This window comes from Lactobacillus sp. ESL0230, assembly GCF_003692805.1.
Classification (GTDB): domain Bacteria; phylum Bacillota; class Bacilli; order Lactobacillales; family Lactobacillaceae; genus Lactobacillus; species Lactobacillus bombicola.
On record NZ_REHI01000008.1, the window covers coordinates 190503 to 210609 of the forward strand.

16 protein-coding genes and 1 pseudogene are annotated in these 20107 nt (G+C 35.9%); 2 read left to right on the forward strand and 15 right to left on the reverse strand.

Annotated elements, in window-relative coordinates:
• Nucleotides 1-51 precede the first annotated feature (51 nt).
• Nucleotides 52-1857, forward strand: coding sequence for an oligoendopeptidase F (gene pepF, locus F5ESL0230_RS07440; RefSeq protein ID WP_122022237.1), 1806 nt, complete (start codon nt 52-54; stop codon nt 1855-1857).
• 58 nt (nt 1858-1915) lie between these two features.
• On the opposite strand, the gene F5ESL0230_RS07445 is transcribed toward pepF, so the two are convergent.
• From F5ESL0230_RS07445 to F5ESL0230_RS07515, 15 genes and pseudogenes are all read right to left on the reverse strand, one after another.
• Nucleotides 1916-3061, reverse strand: coding sequence for an ArgE/DapE family deacylase (locus tag F5ESL0230_RS07445; RefSeq protein ID WP_233551664.1), 1146 nt, complete (start codon nt 3059-3061; stop codon nt 1916-1918).
• 10 nt (nt 3062-3071) lie between these two features.
• Complete coding sequence (locus F5ESL0230_RS07450; RefSeq protein WP_122022238.1) at nt 3072-3818, reverse strand: amino acid ABC transporter ATP-binding protein; 747 nt, start codon at nt 3816-3818, stop codon at nt 3072-3074.
• A complete protein-coding gene (locus F5ESL0230_RS07455) occupies nt 3811-5304 on the reverse strand; it encodes an ABC transporter substrate-binding protein/permease (protein ID WP_122022239.1) in 1494 nt (497 codons plus the stop codon). The genes F5ESL0230_RS07450 and F5ESL0230_RS07455 overlap by 8 nt, the downstream gene beginning before the upstream one ends.
• Nucleotides 5305-5654: 350 nt before the next feature.
• Nucleotides 5655-6884: a lactate oxidase gene (locus tag F5ESL0230_RS07460; RefSeq protein WP_122022240.1), complete on the reverse strand. Its 1230-nt coding sequence runs from the start codon at nt 6882-6884 to the stop codon at nt 5655-5657.
• Between the two features lie 159 nt (nt 6885-7043).
• Nucleotides 7044-7841, reverse strand: a complete 798-nt coding sequence (locus F5ESL0230_RS07465; protein ID WP_122022241.1) for a metal ABC transporter permease — start codon at nt 7839-7841, stop codon at nt 7044-7046.
• Nucleotides 7841-8461: a metal ABC transporter ATP-binding protein gene (locus F5ESL0230_RS07470; protein WP_122022391.1), complete on the reverse strand. Its 621-nt coding sequence runs from the start codon at nt 8459-8461 to the stop codon at nt 7841-7843. Before F5ESL0230_RS07470 ends, F5ESL0230_RS07465 begins: the two co-directional genes overlap by 1 nt.
• A gap of 51 nt (nt 8462-8512) precedes the next feature.
• A complete protein-coding gene (locus tag F5ESL0230_RS07475; RefSeq protein ID WP_122022242.1) occupies nt 8513-9706 on the reverse strand; it encodes an SLAP domain-containing protein in 1194 nt (397 codons plus the stop codon).
• A gap of 19 nt (nt 9707-9725) precedes the next feature.
• Complete coding sequence (locus F5ESL0230_RS07480) at nt 9726-10613, reverse strand: metal ABC transporter solute-binding protein, Zn/Mn family (protein ID WP_122022243.1); 888 nt, start codon at nt 10611-10613, stop codon at nt 9726-9728.
• Nucleotides 10614-10888: 275 nt separating this feature from the next.
• Nucleotides 10889-11614: an LrgB family protein gene (locus F5ESL0230_RS07485; protein WP_122022244.1), complete on the reverse strand. Its 726-nt coding sequence runs from the start codon at nt 11612-11614 to the stop codon at nt 10889-10891.
• Nucleotides 11614-12048: a CidA/LrgA family protein gene (locus tag F5ESL0230_RS07490; RefSeq protein ID WP_122024968.1), complete on the reverse strand. Its 435-nt coding sequence runs from the start codon at nt 12046-12048 to the stop codon at nt 11614-11616. Before F5ESL0230_RS07490 ends, F5ESL0230_RS07485 begins: the two co-directional genes overlap by 1 nt.
• A 153-nt stretch (nt 12049-12201) precedes the next feature.
• Nucleotides 12202-12930 carry a LytTR family transcriptional regulator DNA-binding domain-containing protein gene (locus tag F5ESL0230_RS07495; RefSeq protein WP_122022246.1) on the reverse strand — a complete coding sequence of 243 codons (729 nt, stop codon included), beginning with the start codon at nt 12928-12930 and terminating at the stop codon, nt 12202-12204.
• A 1-nt stretch (nt 12931) separates the two neighbouring features.
• A pseudogene (locus tag F5ESL0230_RS07500) lies at nt 12932-14639 on the reverse strand (LytS/YhcK type 5TM receptor domain-containing protein).
• 216 nt (nt 14640-14855) lie between these two features.
• On the reverse strand, nt 14856-16802 hold the full coding sequence (locus F5ESL0230_RS07505) for a fructose-specific PTS transporter subunit EIIC (RefSeq protein WP_122022247.1): 1947 nt from the start codon (nt 16800-16802) through the stop codon (nt 14856-14858).
• A 15-nt stretch (nt 16803-16817) separates the two neighbouring features.
• The gene (gene pfkB, locus F5ESL0230_RS07510) at nt 16818-17732 is read right to left on the reverse strand and encodes a 1-phosphofructokinase (protein ID WP_122022248.1); all 915 of its coding nucleotides are present in this window, start codon (nt 17730-17732) and stop codon (nt 16818-16820) included.
• A complete protein-coding gene (locus tag F5ESL0230_RS07515; protein ID WP_122022249.1) occupies nt 17732-18487 on the reverse strand; it encodes a DeoR/GlpR family DNA-binding transcription regulator in 756 nt (251 codons plus the stop codon). The genes pfkB and F5ESL0230_RS07515 overlap by 1 nt, the downstream gene beginning before the upstream one ends.
• Before the next feature lie 158 nt (nt 18488-18645).
• Between F5ESL0230_RS07515 and F5ESL0230_RS07520 the strand changes: the two genes are divergently transcribed.
• Nucleotides 18646-19992: a threonine/serine exporter ThrE family protein gene (locus F5ESL0230_RS07520; protein ID WP_122022250.1), complete on the forward strand. Its 1347-nt coding sequence runs from the start codon at nt 18646-18648 to the stop codon at nt 19990-19992.
• The last annotated feature ends 115 nt before the right edge of the window (nt 19993-20107 follow it).

The following is a 20107-nucleotide window of genomic DNA, read 5'->3' on the forward strand; positions in this document are numbered from 1 at the left end:
TTTTGCTTTTTGGCATAATTATTATCAAACATATATAAAGGAGAAACTTTAATGACCATTCCGAAAAGAAAAGATGTACCTGTCAATCTTACTTGGGACTTAACCCGCGTTTATCAATCCGATAATGCTTGGGAGGATGCATATAATCAGATAAAAAAAGAAATATCTACTTTAAACGATGTACAAGTTAATTTTACTAATTCCGGTCATAATCTTTATGCTGGTTTAACTAAAATATTACTAGTTCAGCGCCAACTAGAAAAAATCTATGTTTACGCTACAATGTCAAGTGATGTTGATACAACTAACGCACATTACTTAAATTACGTTGCTCGTGCTCAAGCGATTGCCAGTGACTTTGCAGCCGCAACTGCCTTCATTAATCCCGCAATTTTAAATCTTTCTCAAGAAAAGCTGACTGCGTTCAAACAAGAAGAACCACGCCTTAGCGAATACGACCACTTATTAGAACAAATCGTCCAACTTAAGCCCCATACACTAACTTTTGAAGAAGAAAAGCTTATTGCCGCTGCCGGTGATGCCCTAGAAACTTCTGAAAACACCTATAATGTATTAACTAATTCTGATCTGGAATATGGTTATGTCGAAAATGATCAGCAAGAAATGGTACAACTATCTGATGGGTTATACTCTGTTTTAATTCAATCCCAAAACCGTACTGTTCGCCAAGGTGCCTTTGAATCAATGTACACTACTTATGAGCAATTTCAAAATTCACTGGCCTCAACCCTTGCCGGAGTTGTTAAAAAGCATAACTATATTGCCAAGGTTCATCATTATGATTCCGCCCAAAAAAGTGCGTTAGCTGAGAATAATATACCTTCAGTTGTTTATGACACTCTAATTAAAGCCGTGGACAAGCATCTAAATTTATTGCACCGCTACGTTAACTTACGTAAAAAAATCCTTAACCTTGATGATTTACAAATGTGGGACATGTATGTACCTTTAACGGGTAAACCTTCCCTGACATATACTTTTGAGCAAGCTAAAGCTGAGGCTAAAAAGGCATTAATTCCTCTGGGCAATGATTACTTACGTCAAGTAGACTATCTATTTAATAATCGCGTTATTGATGTGGTTGAATCGCAACATAAGACTACGGGAGCTTATTCAGGTGGGTCTTATGATACTGACGCGTATGAGCTTTTAAATTGGGCCGATAATGTCGACTCTCTTTATACATTAGTTCATGAAACCGGACATTCAGTTCACAGTATGTTTACAAGACAAAATCAACCCTACGTCTATGGTGATTATCCCATTTTTGTCGCAGAAATTGCTTCAACCACTAATGAAAATATTTTGACTGAGTACTTTCTTCAAAATATTACCGATCCTTTGACGCGAGCCTTCGTACTTAATTACTATCTTGATTCATTCAAAGGGACACTGTATCGGCAGACGCAATTTGCTGAATTTGAGCAATACATTCATCAAATGGATGCCCAAGGTGAACCATTAACTGCTGATTTTCTTAATAGCGCCTATGGTAAACTTAACCAGCGCTACTATGGCGATGCAGTTGAAGCTGGTAGCGCTATTGATAAAGAATGGGCTCGTATACCACACTTCTACTATAATTTTTACGTCTATCAATATGCAACCGGATTTGCAGCAGCCACTGCTTTGGCCAATAAGATTGTTTATGGCACAGTGCAACAAAAAGAAGCTTATATCAACTTTTTAAAATCGGGTTCTAGTAATTACCCCGTAGCAATTATGCAAGCTGCAGGTGTTGATATGACTAAGCCTGATTATTTAGAAGAAGCCTTTGCTACCTTTGCTAAGCGACTTGAAGAATTTGAAACTATTGTGAATAATAATTTCAAATAATATTTATATAAAAAGCACTTTCTAACGAAAGTGCTTTTTAGTTATCGCATTCTTATAATTAAATATATTCTTGCCAAAAGCGCCAAGCTAATACCTGATACAATTTACATCCTAATAAGTAGTCCTTTATTTTAATAAATTCGTTGGGTTGATGATCAGTTTTACCTTCCGCTGGCCCTAAAATAATTACAGGAAAATTGCCAGCTTGAATATATTCAGAGGCATCAGTCGCACCTGTTCCTGCTGTAAATTCGCAGTCTTTACCAAATTCTTGCTGAACGACTTCTTGTGCTAATCTGGCTAATTGACTATTAGATTGATCTGGTAGGGGTACTTCAGGATAACTGTAACGAATTGAAAGCTTTGCTCCTTGAGAATTTAATTTTGCAATTATCTGTTCTAACTCACCACAAATTTGATCATTCGGATATTTCGGAGTTGTCCGAATATTACCAGAAAGCCAAGCCTGATCTGGCACAGAATTAATTTGATTACCACCCTGAATCTGACTAATCACATGTGTCAAAGAACCTAAAATAGAATCTTTTTCTTGGTGACTATCCATTAAAGATTGCGCTTGTTGTGTAAACTGAATTAGTGGCATAATAGCATTTTTACCTTCTTGTGGGATAGAGGAATGTACGCATTTTCCACTTGAAAACACATAATAATCGATTATCCCTTTATGCGTTACTCGAATATTAAAATTGGATGGCTCACCAATAATAAGTCCGTCCAAGTCTTGAACATAACCTTTCTTGGTTAGTTGCGCAGCCCCATATTCACCAGTTTCCTCACCAACTGAAGCCAAAAGACGAATTCGACCAGGTAACTTTTTACCACTCTCAAGCAAGTCAAGCATTGATACAATCATTGCAGCTAACCCTGATTTCATATCACTGGCTCCACGACCATAAATTTTTCCATTATAAAGCGTTGGTGTGAACGGTGGAAATTGCCAATTGGTTTGATTCCCAGCATCTACAACATCTTCATGACCAGAAAAGCCTAATAACGGTCCCTTATTGCCTAGTGTAACAACTAAATTATCCCGACCAGGTTTATAAGTAATACGCTCAATTTGGACTGGGTAATTAGCAAATAAAGCTGCTATATAGTCTGCCACTAAGCTTTCATGATCGTTTGCCGAATCAATTGCTAATAAATCAGTCAAAATCTTTATTGCACGCTTCTCATCCACCATTTTCCCTCTCTTACGTTTCTAATACCTTCGCCAAAAAGTCTTGAGCCCTTTGTGTTTTTGGTTGTGAGAAAAATTCTTCTGGTTTCGCTTTTTCTTGGATATAACCATCTGCCATAAACCAAATTTCATCAGCCACATTTTTGGCAAAACCCATCTCATGCGTTACAACAACCATTGTCATCCCTTTTTTAGCTAAATCCTGCATTACTTTAAGAACTTCACCAACCATCTCAGGATCAAGTGCAGATGTAGGTTCATCAAATAACATTACTTCTGGTCCCATTGCTAAGGCCCGCGCAATAGCAACTCGCTGTTGTTGCCCTCCAGAAAGACTGGCCGGAAAAGTATCAGCCTTATCTTCCAGTCCCACTTGTTTTAAGAGCTCAATTCCCTTTGCTGTAGCCTCTTTATCACTAACATGCTTAACTTTCATCGGAGCTAACTTAATATTTTCAATAATATTCATATGGGGAAATAAATTAAACTGTTGAAAAACCATACCCATTTTTTCACGTAAAGTGTCAAGTTGATTTTCACTTAAAGCTGTTAATTCTTTGTTTTTAAATAAAACTTTCCCCGCAGTTGGCTGATCCAACAAGTTAATACAACGTAAAAAGGTACTTTTACCAGCACCAGATGGTCCAACTAAACAAATAACCTGACCATCGCGAACCTCAGCATTAATATCCTTTAAAATGTCATTTTGACCAAACGATTTTTTTAAATGTTCAACTTTAATCACTGTCTCATTAGTCATGTTTCATTTTCCTTTCAAATACTTTCATTAAACTGGATAAACTAAAAGTAATAATAAAGTATAAAATCATCGTGATGACTAAGGGCATAACACCTCGATAAGTATCCGCCTGAACAATTCTTGATTGATAAATTAAGTCTTTAACTCCAATGACCGATACAATTGAACTTTCTTTAATAAGGGAAACAAATTCATTACCAAGTGCTGGCCAAATATTTTTCATTGCTTGAGGCATAATCACATAGCGCATTGTTGCTGAGCGAGAAAGCCCTAATGAACGTGAAGCCTCTGTTTGTCCTTTGGCAATTGAACTAACCCCCGAACGAATTACTTCAGCCACATAAGCAGCTGAATTAAGAGCAACAGCAATAATTCCTGATAATAGTGCTGGAATATTAATAATTAGCCCTAACCCAAAATAAATAAAAAGCAACTGTACCATTAATGGCGTTCCTCGGACAAATTCAATATAAGCCGTAGCAATTGTATGAGCAAATTGATTATGGCTTAACCGCATTAGCGCTAAGATTGCGCCAAGTAAGAAGCCGAAGAAAACCGAAATTGCTGAAATAAATAAAGTATACCTCACACCAGCTATAAAGAAATCCTTATATGCCCACATTGAATTAGAGGCCTTAGCAGCCTTTTGGTTTTTACCATTGGTCAAATATCTACCAGCTTTGGGTAAATAAACCTGATTAATCAGGTCTTTTTGTTTAATTTCTGCTATCGACTTATTAGCTGCATTTACTAAGCTCTTTGCCCCTTTATGAAAAGCAATTGCTGAGCCAGCCGAATCAACCTTAAATCCTGATGGAATAGCAGTAATACCAGAAGTATTCTTCGCAAAAGCACCGGCAGTAGCCGTATCAACAGCAACCGCATCAAACTTTTTAGTTTGCAAACCTAAAATCAAATCACTATCTTTATCCATTGTTTTTAATGTAACTTTTTTAGCCTGCTCTTTAATAAGCGTGGCCTGTAAACTACCGGTTTGTGCACCAATTGCCTTGTCGGCAAATGAGTGATAATCATGATATTTATTCTTGTCGGAAGTTCTGATTAAAAGATCCTGGCCACTTTTGTAATATGCATGACTGAAGTCTACACTTTGTGCCCGTTTTGGCGTTGCATCCATACCGGAAATAACCATATCAATTTTGCCGGTTTCTAATGCTACCAGTAATGAATCAAAGTCCATTGTTCGGACAACTAGCTTAACACCTAAATCGCGCGCCACCTTTTTTCCGATTTCAACATCGATTCCCTCAACTTTCGACTTGCCATTAATATTTTTAACAAATTCATATGGAGGAAAATCAGGACTAGTCCCCATTATCAGTTCGCCTTTTTGTTTGACTTTTTGTAAATAATTATCTGTCACCTTGGGTCCTGTTTTACTAGCAGCACCAACATTTTGCGGGATTATGGCTAGTAGTATCATTAACAATAGAATACTTTCAAGCCATTTCCATGCTTTTTTCATTGTTTTCCCTCCGTGTATGTAATAAAAATAATTATAATAATCAAAAAATAAAAGCACAACGACTAATTCAAAATTCGACATAGATAGCAGTCATCCAAAGAACCTGCCACAAAAATATAATAATTTAATTAGATTATTTTAGTTAATTGATAACAAAAATAAATAAACATAATTATAATTTAATTTATTTTATAGAATTACAATTTAAATTTCAATATTTTAGTAAGTCTCCTAAATTTGATTATAATAAAAACTCCGAAGTTAAGACAACTTCGGGGTTTTTATCAATTTTTACAATAGTAATCTTTTTCAAAATTAAACAAAGCCCATCAACAGGCAAAAACAATTAATTATGAATGAGATGCACCTGAAACAGTATCCATGCCGCCAGCTTTAAGTTGGTTTGCCTTAGTTACAGGATAAGGCTTGATTCTTTCAGGGTCTGTATTTGAGCTTAAATTATCAGCCGTATAATTAATATTAGTGATTTTAGCATGCTGAATATCAGCAACAGTTTTACAACCCGTCAATTGCATATCAATCAAAAGTTCCTTATTTAATTGCTCAATTACTGATTGCACTCCTTTAGCTCCACCTAAAGCCAAACCATAAAGATATGGTCGCCCAATTCCGACTAAATCTGCTCCTAGTGCTAATGCTTTAAAAACATGTGAACCGCGGCGAACACCCGAGTCAAAAACAATTGGTACACGATGGTCAACCGCCTTAGCAATTTCAGGTAGCATATCAATTGTTGCTGGTCCACCATCAATTTCACGACCGCCATGGTTGGTAACAACAATTCCATCAGCACCAGCTCCCATTGCTAAATAGGCATCTTCAGCACAGACAACTCCCTTAATGAAGACTGGCAACCCGGACATTTCCTTAATCCGCTTAACATCTTCAGGACCTATCTTTTGAGCAGAAGAGGCATACATTTGAGCAACAGTTTGCCCCTCTCCTTTTGTACCTTGATAGCGAGTGAAAAAGTCTAGGGGAACTGGAAAGGCGAATTGTGTGCGTAGATTAGCTTCACGAAAGCCAGAAACTAGCGCATCTACAGTTAAAAAGATACCTTGATAGCCTGCTTTTTTAATTGCATCAAAGACCATTTGATTAAAATTCCAATCTTTACTTAAATAAAGCTGAAAAAAGCGTGGTGCCTCAGGAGCAGCTGCAGCAATGTCTTCTACACTCTTATTAGCATAGGTACTCGAACTAAACAATGCTCCTGCTGCGGCTGCTCCTTTTTGAGTAGCCACTTCCGCATCTTGATGTGCAATTCCATGACATGCAATCGGTGAAATCATTATTGGTGTCTTCAACTTCATTCCCATAAAATCGGTATCAAGCTGCGGATCTGCCATATTAGTCAAAGCGCGCGGAACAATCTGAAAATGATTAAAAGCAACGGTATTATTTCGCCATGTCCATTCATTTTCTGAACCTGATGCAATGTAGTAGTACGCCCCTTCTGGCATTACTTTTTTGGCCCGTTCCTCAAGTTCGTCAAGGTTAATCATCTTTATATATTCATCACGGTCACTTTGGGGAAAATCATTATAATAAGCTGTCATAAAAAAAACTCCTTTACATGTATAACTATCTAAATACTATTATACATGAAAGAGCTTTCTAGAGTTAGTGAAATAAAATAAAATTAGCTTTAATAATGGTCTTATCATTGCTTATTTTTTCACAATATAGGTAATTAATAATAACATCGCTACTTTAAATCACAAATTATGTCTAAACATATTAATAAAGTAAATTACTAAGTAAATAGCTACTTCAATTACAGCAATAAAAAAGGTTACTGGTAAATTAGTAATAAAACCCAGATATAATCCTAGCCAGACTCCAATTAGGGCAAAGAAGACTGACCAAGCAATCATACTGGGAACAGTTTTACCAAGATAATTGGCTGTGGCTGGTGGTAAAGTCAATAAAATAAACACCAAAAGCGAACCAACTATTTGCGCACCAATAGAAACAGACATGGCTAAAGCTACTAAAAATACTAAGCTAACTATTCCAGTTTTTATGCCGTGTGCAACTGCACCAATATGGTCAAAGGAATCAAAATTTAACGATTTTTGCATTCCAAAGATTAACATTAGAACAATTACTGATAATATAATCAGTTGTAAAACTCCTTGCTTATCAACACCAATAATACTACCAAATAAAATGTTAGTCGCATAATTGCTGTTACTACCAGAAATCGCTAAAAATAAAACACCTAAGCCAATAAACAAAGCAGAAATTGCACTAATTGATGATTCTTTTTGCTCACTTCGCAGTGATAATTCACCCACGCTAATTGATCCAAGCAAGGTAAACAATAACATCCCCCAAAGTGGACTTATTCCCAGCCAAACTGCAAAAGCTGCTCCAGCAAAGCCAATTTCCGATAGCGTATGTGCCAGAAAACTAAAATTACGTGAAACAACATAGACGCCTACCGTACCACAAGTTATTGCAATAAAAGTACTCGCTAAAAAAGCATTACGCATAAAGTCAAATGCAAACATTATTCATACGCCTCCTCAAATTGGCTTATTTTACCTTGCTCGATTTGGCGATTATTTAAGTAAAGGTAATCTTGCATATATTTACGGGCCAACGGCACATCATGCGTCACAAATAAAACAGTTATCTTATGCTTTTCATTAAGATGCTTAATTAGTTGCATTAATTCATCTTTAGCTAAAGGATCCAGACTAGCTGTTGCTTCATCTAAAATAATCATATTAGGGTTATCTAGAAGCGCTTGAGCTAAATAAGCCCGTTGCTTTTGCCCTCCAGATGCCTCGCCCATTCTTGTATGGCGAATTTTGTATAAATTCGTCTCTTCTAGTTGCTTTTTAATAGCAGACTTAGTTTTCTTGGTTTTAAAAATGGCAGAATTTAAACCAACAAAGGCTTCAATTGACAGCGGATACTCTGCATCAATATTACGAAATTGCGGTACATACCCTAAACTAACCGTCTTCGCAAACGCAAAACTACCAGATGTAGGCACTAACATATTCATTAAAATATTGATTAAAGTTGTTTTTCCTGTCCCATTTGGACCTAAGAGTGCAGTCATAGAACCCTGTTTCAGTTTAAAATTTAAATCCGAAAAAATCGTCTTTTTATCAAATTTCATAGATAAATGACTTACTTCCAAAATATCAGCCAATTTGCACTCCTTACTTAATTATTTAAAATTACCAACTTTAACAAATTGATTTAAACCAATTGGATAATATTTACTACTTTGGATTTTTACTGCACCACCATACGTGCGCAAATCAATGCCACGAAGTAATTTTCCAACCTTAACGCGATAACCATTACCATCATAAACAAAAGCATTATGGGTTAAATGTCTTAAACTCCCCTCAACATTGCTAGCAACAACATACTTGTTAAGGTCAATTTGTAAAAATTTCCGCCCTTTAATAATCTTATCACCATAAATTGTCAACTTAGCACCAGCTTTTTTCAAGGGCTCAGTTGTTGCCCGACCATTACCATCATAAATTAGGGCATCATGCAACAAAATCTTGGTACCAACTGGTTTAGGTAATACTTTATCAGTTGAATTATTATCTGTACCATTATTATCATTAGGGGTCTGTCCAGTGTTATTATTGCCATTGTCGCTAGGAGCATTGCCAGCCCCACTATTGCTACTACCAGTTCCAGTATTGGCACCTGTATTGTCTAATTGATCATAATAATATTTAATTAAATCAAAGAAACTATCCATTGAATAGCCCCATTTAGCAAAATAGCCATCAGGATCACCATGATCTGTTCCCCCCAAGAACTTAGAGACGGCACTATGTGACCATACTGTTCCATTGCCATCATGGACTGCATTAGTTGGCGTAATATTATACCTATGCATTATTTGTGCCACATAAATTGCATCATTATTTATGCTTTTCGCAAAATCATTAATATTATTTTCTTGACATAATTCTACTTGAAAGAAGCGATTATTAGCATTAGGACCTGCTCCCCAAACGCCATAATTAGGGGTCATCATCTGAATTACCCCATTATGATCAACAAAAGCATGAACATATGAGTACATATTCATCCATTCACGATTGAAATAAATTGCTTCATCATGAGCACTTGCATTAGGCGTCGCAGTTTCATGAATTACCACCCCTTCTGGCTTACCCTTACGATAATAGAGGGGATTATCAGCATAAAAGCAGTTATACGGTATACCTTCTTGCTGCAACATTTTATAAAGATAAGTCAAACCACTATATGTATTCTGCTTAGCCAGATCATTGATTTTATCAGCTTTAACAGTAATTGGCTTAGCCATAGTTTCTGTGCTACCAACAATTAACCCTGTTGCTAACGCTAAAACTGCAATAATTTTTTTCATTTTCTTTTCCCTCGTATAACTATTGCTTAGCAATTTTAGCTAAGCTTTGATAATTATCCGTCATCCAATCAAGATAAGTAGTTTTAACTGGAATGGTTTCTCGTACTTTTAAAACGGGAATTTTTTCCTTTTGTGCTAGGCGCACAAAGTTACTTACTGTTGTACTAGACGTTTGTGAGTTAACTACAAAAAAAGCAATTTTGTGTTTCTTAATACCAGCAGTCATTTGTTGAATAGTTGCTGGACTAGGATCAGTATTATTTTGAATTGCTTTTTCAAAATCTTGATTTGCTATTTTAAAATTACCAGCTTGGAGTGCATAATCAAATACTGGTTCACTGACATAGACAGGCTTCGAATGATGTTGCTCAAGTTGATTAACATTTTGTTGAATATCTTTGATTTTAGCCAAGTATGCTTGCCCATTTTTACGATAATAACTTGCATGCGTAGGATCTTTCTTACTTAATCGCTGAACTAAATCATCGACATATTTTTTGGGCATTGCCAAATCAAACCAAATATGCGGATTAGCTCCTTTCTTTAATCCTAATAATTCTTCACCGACTAGAACCGGCTTTTTATCAACTGAAGAAGCTAGCTTATTCATCCAACTATCATATCCTAAACCGTTTGCGACTATTATATCTGCACTTGCCAATTTCTTAGCATCATTTGTTGTTGGTTCAAAGTCATGCGGATCGGAATTCGGATTTTTAATAATCGCTTCTGCCGTACCGTATTTGCCAACTACATTTTTGGCAATATCTGCATAAACATTAGTTGTTGTCACAATTGTCATTTTGGTATTTTTCTTTGGCGTTTGCGTACAAGCAGTCAAAGTTAATACTATAAGCCCTAGCAAAGTGGTTAAAGTAAATAATTTTTTAAATTTAAATAAATTCATTATTATTGTCGTTCCTTTTTATAATATTTTTAAATAACGCGACCAGCAAATCTAACAAAATTTAATAGCCACTTACTATTAATAACTATTATACACTAAAAATGCGCCACTATTTAAGTGACGCATTTTAAACATTGCTAACAAGCCAATTAATATTGTATTTCAGTAATTTTTTCTTTATCATGATAAATTAAATTTAATTTTATAAAATAAAAAACGTACTTGATAGCCAGTACGTTTTCAGTGTAAGTAAACATAATACAAATTTTTAACAACTATAATCCAATCATATGACTAAAGACTGGAACTAACAAATTATCAACTAAAGCAGTTGCAACAACAGCAACGGATGCCATCGCTCCTTGAACAGATCCCAGTTCTAAGGCAAAAGCCGAACCAACTGTGTGACCAGATGTTCCTAATCCTAAGCCTGCACCTAAAGGATCTTCATTGAGATTAAACCATCTCACTAGTTGCTTACCAAGGGCATAAATAACAACTGCATTGATAATGCAAGCCATTGCAGTTACTGAAGTATTACCACCAATTGCCTTAGTTAACGGCATTGCTACTGCAGTGGTAGCTGATTGGCTAAGCATTGACTTAATGCCTACATTATCAAGACCAACTGCTTTAGAAACAAGCGTAATTAATATCATCGAAATAAATGTACCAACAACTAAGCCAAGTAAAATTACTAGCCAGTTTTTCTTAACAACATCGTTACGTTTGTACAAAGGGACAGCGAAAGCAATTGTTGCTGGGGTAATAAACCAAAAAATGATATCTCCACCGGGTTTATAGGCTTGAGTATAAACTATTGCTGTAGTTGTATTGAAGAATTTTGCTAGAACTACTAAAACAGCAATTCCTAAAATCATCCCCACAAATAGAGGCTGGAAAAGAAAGAAGCCGTTAGACTTTTTGAATAGCCATTGACCAATCAAGAAAACAATCAATGATAGGAAAACTCCAAATAACGGATTAGTTATAAATTTCATTACTTAACATCTCCTATTTTCTTTTTATGCTGTATATTTACCTGGCTCTCGGTTATTTTATTAATAAGCCAACTAAAAAATCTGGTTGTATATGCAATAACCACTAACAAAATAATTGTAGCTGCTACAATTACAATTATTAACTGTATTCCTTGTGCTTTCATAATTTTTAAGTTAGCCGCTAATGAAATTCCTGATGGAACAAACATAAAACCAATTAAAGAAATTAGGACACTGCCAAAAGAGTCAACCCATTCTATCTTAATCACTTTAGTAGTTAATAACACATAAAGTAGAATCAATCCAATCACTGGTGTTGGTACCGGAAATGACCTCGGCATCAAATCTGAAATCATTTGTGACACAAATAAGATTGCGGCATAAATAAACATCTGAACCAAAATTGGTGCTGACTTCACTTTCTTTTCTTCCATAAAAACCATTCCCTTTCTCTCACAACTTGCTTTCAAGTAATACCATAAGCTAAATAGAGAAAATTGTATCTGGTTATTGGATGAACTGCAAAAAATAAACCACGAATTACCTAAAAGCGATTTCACAAGGTGCTTAAGGTGAATTTTATGTCCTTACATGTCTAACCTTCTTTTTAATTCTTTTCGATAAGATCGACCTACTTGAATTTTGACACCATTATTCATCAAAAGTAATAAGGTATGATTAAACCACGGCTGAATTTCTTTAATATCTCCGATATTTACGATAGCGTTACGATGAACTTGGACAAATGTTACATCAGTTAAATGCTGCTTTAGCCAGGCCAAAGTTTTCCTTGTTTCAAACTTTTGTTTGACAGTGGTAATCGTTAATACTCCGTTATTAACCGTAGCAGCAACTATATTTGCTTTTTTAATTACCACATTTCGATCATCAAGTTCAACAATCAGAACTTCACTTTCAGTACTTGATGTCTTCTGAAATTTAGCTGTTAAATTTGCAGTAGCTTTTTTTAAAGCACGGTCAATTCTCTTTTGCTCAAATGGCTTGAGTATGTAGTCAAACGCCCCTATATCAAAAGCCTTAACCGCATAGTCATCATATGCAGTGGCAAAAATAATTAGTGGTGCGTGAGCTAACTGCTTCAATTCTTCTGCAAGTTCAAAGCCATTTTCATCATTTAATGAAATATCTAAAAACAATAAATCAATTGGATACTTTAGCAAAATTCCTTGAGCTTCTTTAATATCTTCTGCTTGATAAAGTGTTACTGGGTGATTTTTTAAACTCGGACTCTGTTTAATTAAATATAATAATTCCGTTCGTGCTAACGGTTCATCATCTACAACTAAAATTTTCAACTTAATCTCCTGCTATCTTCTCAATATTTTTACTTTGTTTCATTGGTATTTTCATGCTGAAAGTTGAACCAGCAGAACTAGTTACAATTTTAAGTTTGCTACTCGTTCCGTATAACCCTTGCAGTCGTCGATTTAAATTATAAAGTGCGGTCCCACTTCCACGTGATTCATCAATTACTTCTTGTCCTAAACGAGCAAGAACTTTTGAATCGATTCCATTTCCATTATCACTAACCTTGATTTCCAAAGATTGTCCCCTTTTTGTCAAACCAACCATAATTTTATTTCCGGTCTTTCTCCCCTTAAAAGCATGCCTAATGGCATTTTCAATAAAAATTTGTAAACAAAATGGTGGTAGCAAGGTATCAGCCGGTACTTTGATTTGATAATTAATTGAAAACTTATTAGGGAAGCGGAGTGTCTCAATTCCTGTATATGCTTCAACATATTTTTTTTCTTGTTCTAATGAAATTTCTTTTTTTTGACCATTTTTAAGACTGAGTCGAAAATAGGTACTTAATTGCATTAATGCTTCATGCGCTTTATCAACATTTACCCGCATCAATGCCCCAATGGTATTAATCGCATTAAATAAAAAGTGTGGGTTAATTTGGAGCTGAAGTGCTCTTATTTCAGCCTCCTTAACTAGGCTGGTCTGTTGTTCAGCAATTCCAATTGCCAATTGTCCAGAAAAAATCATCGCTAACCCACGAACCAAATTTTCCTCAACAACCGTCATTTCCCGTCCTTCACGTAAGTAGAGCTTTAATGCTCCAATTGTTGCATCATTAACTCTTAATGGACAAACAATTGCTGAAGTCAGGGGGCAATTGTTGTGAGGGCAGCCAATGTCTTTTTTGGAATACGCCACCTTCTCCTTTCCAGTTGAAATTACATATTTAGACATATCAGTAAGCACTGGCTCTCCCGAAATATGGTGATCTTCTCCCATGCCAATATGAGCTAAAACATTTCTTTGATCGGTCAAGCCGACTGCATCAAAATGAGTATATTCTTTAATTATTTGACAAACGTGTTTAGCCGAATCAAGATCGAGTCCATTGCGAAAATAAGGTAGTGTCTTGTTAGTTAATTCCAAAACATCTTTAGTTTGAACCGCTCGTAATTGTCTTTCATTAGATAAATAAGTCTGCAAAATCTCAATAAACAAGTAAGAGCCAATTGAGTTAAGCAATATCATCGGAACAAAAATCAATTTAACCAATCCAAAACCACGAAATACGAAAATAAAGACCATCTGAATTAATTCAGCTAGCAATGCTAAAACTACTGTCCAGAGTGTAGACGGGTACAAATTGTTTTTTTTTAACACGATCTCCCAAGAATCCAATTAAGAATCCAATTAAGATTGAACTAACAATATAAAAATAATCAGAAAAGCCACCAAAAACTACCCTATGTAAGCCACCCACTAATCCAACCAACATTCCAACATAAGGTCCACCGGTCAAACTAGCTGTAGTAATTACTAACATTCTTGTATTAGCAATCGAATCAGATTGAGACATTTTAGTAATAATAAGTGGTGTTACAATTTCTTTCGAATTCGAAATCTCTACCCCCGTCAAATTTGAAATAATTACAAAGATTGAAAAAATTATAAATAACCATATTTGCGATTTAAGCGTTCTTTTTTCAATTAGATTCCTAAAAAAACGCATATTTACAAGCATGAATGCCAGAACCATAATAAGACCTAATCGCTCTGACAATAAAATAAATAGATTAAACAAATTATGCTCACTTCTTTAACTTATGTTCGACGACTCCAATTTTAACTCTATTATGCCATAATACTAATTTTACAATATACAAAACATTTTTAATTGCTCATTTTAGGTTATAAACAGCAAATAAAAAATCTCAATCCAAATGATTGAGATTTTTTATTAAATATTATGTTGTTAATTATTATGATTGATATTCTTCTTCCACAATCCTAAAATCACACCAGCTACAATTGAACCTACAATAGTCGCTACAAAGTAAAGTAAAATATGGTTAGCTAGCGGCGATACCCATAAACCACCATGAGGTGCTGGCACACCAATCCGCCAAAAACCAACTAAAGCTCCACCTACTGCTGACCCAACAATACATGAAGGAATAACATGCTTAGCATCAGCTGCAGCAAACGGAATTGCTCCTTCAGTAATAAATGAGAAACCTAAAATCCAGTTAGTAATACCTGCACGACGTTCATCTTCAGTAAACTTATCCTTAAAGAAAGTAGTCCCGATAGCTGTCGCAAAAGCGGGTACCATTCCACCAACCATTACAGCAGCCATCATCACTGCTGCAACTGTTGAATGAGGATCATTAGCAAAAGCACCAGACGCAAATACATAAGCTGCTTTATTGAAAGGTCCACCCATATCGATTGACATCATCGCTGCTAAAATAGTTGTTAGTACTACTAAATTACCTGTCCCCATTTGATTTAGGAAATTAGTAATTGCAAAGTTAATTGAACTAAAAATTGGATTAACAATGTAGTACATGATAAGCGCAATCAATAACAAACCTAAAATTGGGTAAATTAGCATTGGCTTCATACCTTCTAGAGATTTAGGTAGCTTGGCAAATAGTTTCTTTAAGCCAACTACTAAATATCCAGCAATAAATCCGGAGGCAAGTCCACCCAAAAATCCAGCTGGTGATTTTGCATTAGTTACCACATTAGCCACATATGCTCCACCATATGCACCACTATAAACTGTTGCCATAAATCCACCAACAAATCCCGGCATTAAAGCAGGTAAGTCACCGATTGATTCAGCAATATAACCCGATAAAATAGGTACCATAAAGGCAAAGGCCATATTACCAGCATTATTCAAAAAGATGAAGGCTGGCGATTTTGGTCCACCAGCATAGTTTTCGATAATGAATGAAATAGCCATCAATATACCACCGCCAATGACAAATGGTAGCATATGAGAAACGCCGTTCATCAAGTTCTTATATACTGAACCCCAGAAGCTTTGCTTGGTGTTATCTTCTTCAGCTGATACTTGACCATCAGAATGATAAACGCTGGCTTTATCATTTAAAATATTATCAATCATTTCATCTGGTTTATTGATACCATCAACAACAGGACGATTAACTAAAGGCTTACCATCAAAGCGGGGCATATCAACTTTTTTATCAGAAGCAATCACTACACCCTTGGCACGACTGATTTCAGCTGCAGTTAACTTATCTTTAACTCCTTCAGAACCATTAGTCTCAATCCGTACCTCAACACCATGCTTTTTACCAGCTTTAATTAAAGCTTCTTGAGCCATGTATGTGTGCGCGATACCATTGATACATGCCGTAACACCAACGATTAAAGGCTGATCAGTATCACTAGCTGGTTTTTCATTTTCAGCTTTCTTAGCCGCATCGGTTTTTTCTTCCGCTTCTTCGAATAAAGCAATAACTTCTTCAGGTGTCTCGGCCTTCTTCAAAGCACTTACTAAATCTGGATTAATTAGTAAACTTGATAATTTGGCTAAAGCTTCAAGATGGGTATTGTCAGCGCCAGCAGGGGCAGCAATCATAAAGAAGAGGTAAACTGGTTGACCATCAAGCGAATTGTAGTCAATTCCTTGCTCACTTTTAGCAAAAAGTACGCGTGCCTTATTAATTGACTCATTACGAGCATGTGGCATTGCAATTCCGTCACCAATTCCAGTAGTTGATTCATTTTCTCGTGCCCAAATTGACGCAATAAAATCAGCTTCATTATTAACAATTCCAGTTTCAACTTCCAAATCAGCCATTTCTTGAATAGCATCTTCTTTGTTAGTCGCCTTCAGTGACATAATCACTGATTCTGGAGCTAAAATATCTCTTATTTTCATTTCAATCTTTCCTCATTACGAAATCTGTTCTACTTTAATTTGTGGTAAAACAGCATCAATTTGACTTTTAACTGCAATATCTTTAGTAAATGCTGTTGCTGCACCACAGGCCATTCCAATTCGAAAGCTTTCTGCTGGATCCCCTGTTTGTACATAGGTTCCAACAAAGCCAGCAATCATTGAATCGCCGGCACCAACAGAATTAATAGCGGCACCAACTGCTCCTTTAGCATGATAAAAATGATCATGAGTAATCAAATAGCCACCTTTACCAGCCATTGACACCATTACATTTTGTGCACCCATCTCAAGTAATTTATGAGCGCAAGTCAACATCTCTTCATCAGAATTAAAACTAGTGTTAAACAAATCGGCTAATTCATGATGATTAGGTTTAATGACCAATGGCTTATATTCTAAAGTATCTAAAAGAGCTGCTCCAGTTGTATCAACAACAAATTCTGCTCCGGCTGCTTTAATTGTTGGCAGTAACTGTTTATAAAAATCTACAGGTAAGCCTGGTGCTAATGATCCACTTAAAACTACAATATCACCTTGTTTTAAATCGCTTAAGCGATCTTTAAAAGCCGTAATTTCTTGTGCAGTAATCTTAGGACCAGCAGCATTAATTTCAGTTTCTTGTTCAGCATGAATTTTTACATTAACGCGAGTAACATCAGAAATTGTCACAAAGTCATTAACAATACGGCGTTGATTTAATTGTTGCACTAGTTCTTTACCAGTAAAGCCACCGACAAAACCCCAAGCTGTATTATCAATTTTCAGTTGATTTAGGATTTGGGAAACATTAATCCCTTTACCTCCCGCTAAAAATGAACAGTTATTGCTTCGATTGACCTCACCACCGTTTACCTTTTCTAATTGAATCACATAATCAAGTGCTGGATTAACAGTGACTGTATAAATCATTAATTGGCCTCCCTTAAATTAATCTTAGTAGGTAATAAACCTTTTTGTTGTGCTTGAAGCACATTTGTAATCACAATAACATCCTTTACATTACCAAAAATTGCAAAACTACGCTCACCAATTTTAGACGAATCAGCTAGAACATAAGTACAATCTGAACGTAATTGCGCTCTTTTTTTGATATTCGCTTCATCAGGATCTGGTGTAGTTAAACCACCAGCATGGTCTATACCGTTGGTACCGATAAAACTTGCTGCAAAATTCATATTTTCTAGCTGTTCAAGTGCCGCTTGTCCAACCACAGCATGGGTATCATCTTTAATTCTGCCTCCCAAAAGTATGGTCTTAATATTATGAGTAAGAGCACTTAAGGCCGTTTCTAAACCATTAGTAATCAGCGTAATTTGACCAACTTCAGCCAAGAAAGGAACCATTTCATAGGCAGTTGTCCCCGCATCTAGAAAAATATAGTCTCCTTCATGCACATAATGGGTAACTGCGTAATGAGCAATGCTAATCTTTTGTTCGTGATTCATTGTGAAGCGAATATGTTGCGAAACGTCATGAGCAAAATTATTAATGGATTGCGCCCCACCATGAACGCGCTTAATTCGCCCTTCATGCTCCATTTGAATTAGATCACGGCGAATTGTAGATTCTGATGTTGCAGTCATTTTACACAAATCACTGACATGACACAGTTCATATTGATTAACGTAGTTTTCAATTAATTTTTGTCGCTCCTGCGTTAGCATCCGCTTCACCTCTCTGGTTATTTTAAGCGGTTCAACCATTAAAAGCAATCATTTTCGCTCAAAATAATTCATTTTTATGCAAAATGAGTCTAAAATCCTCTTTTGGTAGTTGTGGTAGAATAAATATAACTTTTTAAGAAAGGTAAGTCCCAGTTATTATGGCAGTCAATGATATGCAACATCATTTATCAGCAAAGCATCATATGAAAATCCATTGGAAAGATTTTTATAAAAGCGCTGATGATACACTAATCAAAGATATTACTCTAGTTGAAAAAAGTTCGTTAGTTGGCAGAATTGGGGGGATGCTTTTAGAATGTGGTACAGGAGCCTGGCGCGTTCGTGACTCAATGAATTCAATTGCACGCGCATTAGACATTACCTGCTCGGCTGATATTGGATTAGTGACAATTGAATATACTTGTTTTGATACTGATAACCTATCTTATTCACAAACATTGGCACTAGCTTCAACCAATGTCAATATGAACAAACTAAACGCACTTGAAGATTTTGTTAGACGGTTCGAGCGGGACAATGATTACTTAACTATTGGTGAAGTTGATTATAATCTTAAAAAAATTGAGCAGCATACACGTAGCTACCCCCTGTATATTGCAGCTTTAAGTGCTGGCATAGCCTGTGCTAGCTTCATTTTCTTACTTGGTGGTGGACTACCAGAAATGAGCTGTACTTTTCTAGGGGCACTAATTGGTAACTATATTCGAGGCTTAATGGGTGAACATCATATCACCTTAGTAGCCAAAATTGCTACCGGGGTAGCCATTTCTTGTGCAGTTTATTTTATTTGCTTTAAGTTAGGACAGAAAATTTGGCTTTGGGATGCCAGTCACTCCTATGGCTATATTGGATCCATGTTATATGTTATTCCGGGCTTTCCCTTTATTACTTCTGGATTAGACCTCTCAAAACTTGATATGCGCTCAGGATTAGAAAGGATGGCTTATGCTATCTTGGTCATTATGATTGCTACAATGGCTGGTTGGGGAATGGCAACGCTACTCAATTTAGCACCAGGTACAATGCCTAAACTTAATTTAACACCATTTTTATTAACTATTTTCCGTCTACTTGCCAGTTTTTGTGGCGTATTTGGCTTCTCAGTAATGTTTAATTCTAAACCTTCGATGGCGCTAGTTGCCGCTTTAATCGGGGCAATCGCTAACACATTAAGGTTAAGCTTAGTTGAATTTAACCATATACCAGCCGCAATGGCTGCTTTTATTGGTTCCCTTTTAGCCGGCTTACTTGCCAGTTTTGTACGTGACAAGGTTGGTTTTCCTAGAATTGCAATTACTGTACCTGCAATTGTAATTATGGTTCCAGGCCTATACATGTATCAAGCAGTCTTTAATTTTGGGATAACTAATATTAATATCGGGGCTTATTGGATTATGAATGCTTTAATGATTATCATTGCCCTACCAATTGGTCTATTAATTGCTCGAATTTTGACTGATGCCAAGTGGCGCCATGCAGATTAGTATTTAAAACAAAAATTTTGTAAAACCAGCTGATAAGAACTGGTTTTTTGTTTTGCTTTCCGATTTAAAAACGTACTTTATAATAATAAAATAGTTCGGATAAATTATATTTGTA

What these genes read in the sequence shown, in the direction of transcription:
- pepF (WP_122022237.1), top strand. Translation starts at nt 52, where the DNA reads ATGACCATTCCGAAAAGAAAAGATGTACCTGTCAATCTTACTTGGGAC.
- F5ESL0230_RS07445 (WP_233551664.1), bottom strand. Translation starts at nt 3,061, where the DNA reads ATGGTGGATGAGAAGCGTGCAATAAAGATTTTGACTGATTTATTAGCA.
- F5ESL0230_RS07450 (WP_122022238.1), bottom strand. Translation starts at nt 3,818, where the DNA reads ATGACTAATGAGACAGTGATTAAAGTTGAACATTTAAAAAAATCGTTT.
- F5ESL0230_RS07455 (WP_122022239.1), bottom strand. Translation starts at nt 5,304, where the DNA reads ATGAAAAAAGCATGGAAATGGCTTGAAAGTATTCTATTGTTAATGATA.
- F5ESL0230_RS07460 (WP_122022240.1), bottom strand. Translation starts at nt 6,884, where the DNA reads ATGACAGCTTATTATAATGATTTTCCCCAAAGTGACCGTGATGAATAT.
- F5ESL0230_RS07465 (WP_122022241.1), bottom strand. Translation starts at nt 7,841, where the DNA reads ATGTTTGCATTTGACTTTATGCGTAATGCTTTTTTAGCGAGTACTTTT.
- F5ESL0230_RS07470 (WP_122022391.1), bottom strand. Translation starts at nt 8,461, where the DNA reads ATGAAATTTGATAAAAAGACGATTTTTTCGGATTTAAATTTTAAACTG.
- F5ESL0230_RS07475 (WP_122022242.1), bottom strand. Translation starts at nt 9,706, where the DNA reads ATGAAAAAAATTATTGCAGTTTTAGCGTTAGCAACAGGGTTAATTGTT.
- F5ESL0230_RS07480 (WP_122022243.1), bottom strand. Translation starts at nt 10,613, where the DNA reads ATGAATTTATTTAAATTTAAAAAATTATTTACTTTAACCACTTTGCTA.
- F5ESL0230_RS07485 (WP_122022244.1), bottom strand. Translation starts at nt 11,614, where the DNA reads ATGAAATTTATAACTAATCCGTTATTTGGAGTTTTCCTATCATTGATT.
- F5ESL0230_RS07490 (WP_122024968.1), bottom strand. Translation starts at nt 12,048, where the DNA reads ATGGAAGAAAAGAAAGTGAAGTCAGCACCAATTTTGGTTCAGATGTTT.
- F5ESL0230_RS07505 (WP_122022247.1), bottom strand. Translation starts at nt 16,802, where the DNA reads ATGAAAATAAGAGATATTTTAGCTCCAGAATCAGTGATTATGTCACTG.
- pfkB (WP_122022248.1), bottom strand. Translation starts at nt 17,732, where the DNA reads ATGATTTATACAGTCACTGTTAATCCAGCACTTGATTATGTGATTCAA.
- F5ESL0230_RS07515 (WP_122022249.1), bottom strand. Translation starts at nt 18,487, where the DNA reads ATGCTAACGCAGGAGCGACAAAAATTAATTGAAAACTACGTTAATCAA.
- F5ESL0230_RS07520 (WP_122022250.1), top strand. Translation starts at nt 18,646, where the DNA reads ATGGCAGTCAATGATATGCAACATCATTTATCAGCAAAGCATCATATG.